Genomic DNA, 4,099 nt, shown 5'->3' with positions numbered 1-4,099 from the left:
GGGCGTTTGGCGGGGTGGGGGGGGGGGGGGCCGCCCGGGGGGGGGGGGGGTGGGGGGGGGGGGGGGGGGCCGGGGGGGGGGGGGGGGGCCCCCCCCCGGGCCCCCCCCCGCCGGAGCCGGGTTCGGCCATCCTGCGGTGCAACTCGGCCTTGGCGCTGTCGGGCAGGACCTTGTCGGCCGCGGCCTGGGCGCGGGTCCTGAGGGAGCCGGCGGTGATCTTGTCCTTGCCGGCCATCAGCGCCTCGAAGCCCTGCCGGGCGACCCGGGCGGGGTCGTCCTTGTCCTGTCGGCCGAGCCGGGTGTCGGTCATGTCGGCGCGTCGGAAGAAGTCCGTCTCGGTAGGACCGGGCACCAGCGCGGTGACGGTGACGCCGGTGTCCTTCAGCTCGTTCTGCAGAGCCTGGGCGAAGGACTGGAGGAAGGACTTGGAGGCGTTGTAGACGGCCTGGAAGGGCCCGGGCATGGTCGCGGCGATCGAGGAGGTGATCAGCACGCGGCCCTCGTCGCGGGCCGTCATGTCGCGCAGCAGGTGCTTGGCCAGGCGCACGGTCGCGCTGATGTTGACGTCGATGATCTCCAGCTCGTCGTCGAGGTCCGTGTCGACGAAGGCGCCGCCCCGGCCGACGCCGGCGTTCAGCGCCGCGGCGGTGACGGGTCTGCCGGTGGCGGCGATCGCGGCCCAGAGCACCTCCACGCCGTGGCCGGTGCGCAGGTCGGCGTGGACATCGGTGACGGCGGCGCCGGCGGCGCGCAGGCGGTCGGCGGCCTCGGCGAGATGGCCGTCCTCGGCGTTGACCAGCAGGTCGAAGCCGTGTTCGGCGAACTCCCTGGCAAGCTCATAACCGATACCACTGGAGGCACCGGTCACCACGGCGAATGGTTTGGCATAAGTCGTCATGGCGCGCGGCTACCCGACCGACCCAGCACCAACCCCGCCCCCGCCCGCACCGCCCGCCGCGCCACCCCCGACCACCACCGCTGCGCCGCGGCCACCTCGGGCAGGCCCAGATGCTCCAGCGCCTGGTCCGCGTCCAGCAGCCACCGCCCGTGCCACGTACACCCCCGACCACCACCGCTGCGCGTACCGCACCACCCGCACCGGCTCCCCGGCCCGCCGTGCCGCGCACGCCCGGCCCCCGAACGCCACCGCCCCCACCACCGCACCACCCACCCGCCACACCGCCCCAAGGCCGCCCCCGCCCGCCCCAACACCTCCTCCCCGACCCCGCACAACCCGGCCAACACCCGCCGCCCAGCCCCATCCAGCAACACCTCGGCATCCGCCCGCAGCGCACCGCTCCCATGCCGCGGCCGGCGGCCGTGCCACCGCCAGGACGTCAACAGGGCGGCATCGTCCAACCCGTAGCGGGCAGCGACCCGGCCAACGAGCGAGGAAGCCGTCTCCCCAGCGAACGCAGACCCACGGAAGATCCCGGGAACCATGCCCCCAGCCCCGCGGAGAACAACACAACCCGAAGGCAGTTCCCTCCTTCCTACGTCCTGCCTGTCTGCTGCCCCGTCCTGTCGACCAAGAGCACACCCCCGGGCCGCCCGTCCGGCGAACGCCTCACTGCGGGGGATGCGAGGTCGTCCCCGGCCGCAGGCCGCGGTGGGTGGGTCGTGTGACTGCCCCGTACCCTCGCGCGAGCGGCGAGCTGCTCGGCCTGGCATGCTGCCTCGCATGATCGCCACTCCCGATACCGATGCCCCGGGCGGGACGTGGTCGTTCGCGACCGCGCGCGAGCCGGCCGAGTTCCCCGCGGTCGAGGTCGAAGGCGTGCCCGGCGTCGAGCACGCCGGGGGCAGCGGCCGTACCCTGTGCGGGATCCGCGGCCGGTACCTGACGCTCTTCCTGCACCACTTCCAGCCGCGGGCCCTGGCCTCGTGCCGCAAGTGCCGGGCGCTGGCCGAGGCGGCGCCGTCCCGGCCGTGCGGGCAGGAACGCCTGCACGACCTGCTCCTCCAGGAGGCCGACGACGGACCACTGCGCACGGACCTGCTCGCCGCGCTGCGCCGGGGCGCGCGGATCGCGATCTGGATCACCGGCCCGGCGAAGGACCTCACCCGCTTCCACTCGCGGATCGACCGGATGACGGAGGAGACCGGCCCGGCCACCGAGGCGCTCGCGGCGGCCGGCACCTCCATCACCCTGGCCCGCGTCGAGGACACCGCCCGGCAGTACCTCGTCGTCCTACCGCCCGACGGCCGCGCCCGCATCGCGCGCGGGGCGGTAAACGCCCCGCCTCGGACATAGCCCAATCCTCCTCCGACCCCCCCCGAGCCCCTCGAGGCACTACCCTCTCGTCCGCCCGCGCGGCCAACGCCACGCTGCGCCCGTGCTGGGGCTCCATCGGCGGCCAGGAGGGCTCGAAGCGGGAGCCGCGGGAGGAGGCCGGCCCCAACCGGCTGGGCGCCCCGACCAGGCGCGAGCAGGCGGCCGTGCTGGTCTCCGCCCCGGATGACCCGCGGTGTTGAGGACCGAGTACTGCACGCGACGCACTTCCCGTCCCGGGGCCACATCAGCGCTTGATCGGGTAGCAGGTGGCCCGGCCGCTGTATCCAGGGAGGTGCCACGGCGGCCGGGCGACCATGACTCCGTTGAGGAGAAGACTGCCTCTTCAGAGGGCTCCTGTCCCGCTCTCCGAGCGGCTGAGCCCCGTCCCCCGCCTCGGGGGTCTACAGGCTTTGGACCGTCACGTAACCGACCCCGTAGCCCACGCATTTGCTGAACCCGCCTCCGGCAGTTTCAGGCAAACAGGCCGGACAGCACACAAAAGAACAGGTCTGACCAAACGTACATACTGCACCATCCCAAACGTGGGTGGATTCTGCGAGTAAAACGACAAAAAAGTACCGAATGAATCAGGCCATGTCGTTGTCAGGGGTTTGGATTTTCCCGCTGCCGGTACTTAGTGCGGGGATCGAAAACTCAATCGAACCGATACTTTTTTGGAGGGTTCGTGGAAATTTTTTCGCGCCCCAAGAGGCCGCTGCAGAAATCGCGCCGGCGAGGCCTCGGTCCGGTTCGACCCATGACAGTCTGGCTCTGACGGTGGCGTTCTCCGGCCTGGCCTCTGGCCAGGCTTCTGCAGGGGGGTCGAAGAGTACTACTTGATGAAGAGCACAAACTCGGGCAAGTGTCTCGGGATCTCCGGCGGTGGCACTGATTACGGAAAGGCTGCTCTGCAGTGACAATGCAATGGCAATGGTGACCAGGCTTGGGTCATAGAGGATGCCCTTGGTCGTGCGGTAGGAGGGGTCGCCGACTGTGATGCCCTTGGGGCAGGCGGCCTCAAGCCTGGTGTCGCCGTACTTCTTCCGCAGCCCGAGGATCCCTTGCGCGGCGCGGAGCCGGTAGAGCGCGTGGTTCAGGTGCGTGCTGGCTGCGCCGCGGCTGTGTGGGTGTCGGTGGTCTGCCGGGATGGAGCGTGGTCCGGTCGCCGTGTGTCGCGTCGTGTCCGGGTCGGGTGTGACTGGGTGGGTGGTCAGGTGGGCTGGTTGGTGCGGTGGAGCATGGCGGCGAGGAGGCGGACGGCGGTTTCGGCGTCGGTGAGGTGGTCGTTGGTGGGGATGGTGGCGCCGAAGGTGTGGCCTCCGGGGGCGTCGAGGGCGCGCCGGTGGAGGACCGGGTCGAGGTGGCTGGTGCATTGGGCGAGGAACCAGGCGAGGTGGCCGTGGGTGCGGGCGATGGTGATGGCGAGGGCGGCGATGGCCTGGCGCAGTGCGGCGAGTCTCTCGGTCGTCGGCAGTGGCTGGTGAGTGCCGGCGGGGCCGATGGCGTTGCCCGGGGTGGTGGTGGTTTCCCTGGCCAGGGCTGAGTCATGGGCGGTGAGGTTCCAGGTCCCGTCCGTGAGTTGGTGTTCGGCGTCGTGGACGACCTGGGCCGTGGACGTGATCATCTCGGCAGCCTATCGGCGATCTGCCTGGCGGGGTTCTGCGTCGAGCGTGGCCATGCCCGGGGCTTCGCCTGATGCGCCGCGAGGGTGGTGGGGGGGGGGGGGGGCCCCCCCGCCCCCCCCCGGGCCCGGGGCGGGGGGGGGGGGGGGGGGGGGGGGGGGCCCGGGGGGGGGGCGGGGTAGGTGAGGTAGCACGACCCGCG

General features: G+C 72.0%; 3 protein-coding genes. 1 reads left to right on the top strand and 2 read right to left on the bottom strand.

Translation table 11 applies throughout. The features are described 5' to 3' along the window. Positions 1–898: SDR family NAD(P)-dependent oxidoreductase (locus tag ACH4J0_RS42345; protein WP_396246523.1), on the bottom strand; the 898-nt coding region annotated here is incomplete at its 3' end. Between the two features lie 783 nt (positions 899–1,681). Here ACH4J0_RS42345 and ACH4J0_RS42340 point away from each other — a divergent pair. Then, positions 1,682–2,254 carry a hypothetical protein gene (locus ACH4J0_RS42340; RefSeq protein ID WP_396246522.1) on the top strand — a complete coding sequence of 191 codons (573 nt, stop codon included), beginning with the start codon at positions 1,682–1,684 and terminating at the stop codon, positions 2,252–2,254. A 1,231-nt stretch (positions 2,255–3,485) separates the two neighbouring features. Here the strand turns inward: ACH4J0_RS42340 and ACH4J0_RS42335 are convergent. Then, positions 3,486–3,899 (bottom strand): hypothetical protein, encoded by a 414-nt coding sequence (locus ACH4J0_RS42335; RefSeq protein ID WP_396246521.1) that lies wholly within the window; start codon positions 3,897–3,899, stop codon positions 3,486–3,488. Positions 3,900–4,099 lie beyond the last annotated feature (200 nt).

The organism is Kitasatospora sp. NPDC017646, assembly GCF_044329365.1.
GTDB lineage: Bacteria > Actinomycetota > Actinomycetes > Streptomycetales > Streptomycetaceae > Kitasatospora.
The sequence above is the reverse complement of the archived record's forward strand: the minus strand, read 5'-3'. Positions and strand labels throughout refer to the sequence as shown.